The 273-nt window shown below is 39.2% G+C and carries 1 protein-coding gene; it reads left to right on the top strand.

Annotation, left to right across the window (positions count from 1 at the left end):
* The coding region (locus tag ACFIK0_RS09725) for a hypothetical protein (protein WP_375663966.1) at positions 1–264 on the top strand (264 nt) is incomplete at its 5' end.
* Between the last annotated feature and the right edge of the window lie 9 nt (positions 265–273).

The following is a 273-nucleotide window of genomic DNA, read 5'->3' as shown; positions in this document are numbered from 1 at the left end:
GCAGGGATGCCACTTATTACCAAAGCTGATACTGCATTGGCCAATTTTGTTAAAGAAAATAATGTTGGACTAGTGGTTAATCGCCAATCTGATTGTGTTGATGCTATTAGCCAAGTATCCGACGCTGCCTATCAACAAATGGCAAATAATATGCAAGATTGGGCTCAAGTCGTCCGTACTGGTGGTTGTCTTACAGCTACTCTAGCTACGGCATTGAATAAACTCAATAATGATAAAAGGAGAGTATCTAATAATGCTGATTAGCAATGATCA

This window comes from Bartonella sp. CL63NXGY (assembly GCF_042194905.1).
In the GTDB taxonomy this organism is placed as follows: domain Bacteria; phylum Pseudomonadota; class Alphaproteobacteria; order Rhizobiales; family Rhizobiaceae; genus Bartonella.
The sequence above is the reverse complement of the archived record's forward strand: the minus strand, read 5'-3'. Positions and strand labels throughout refer to the sequence as shown.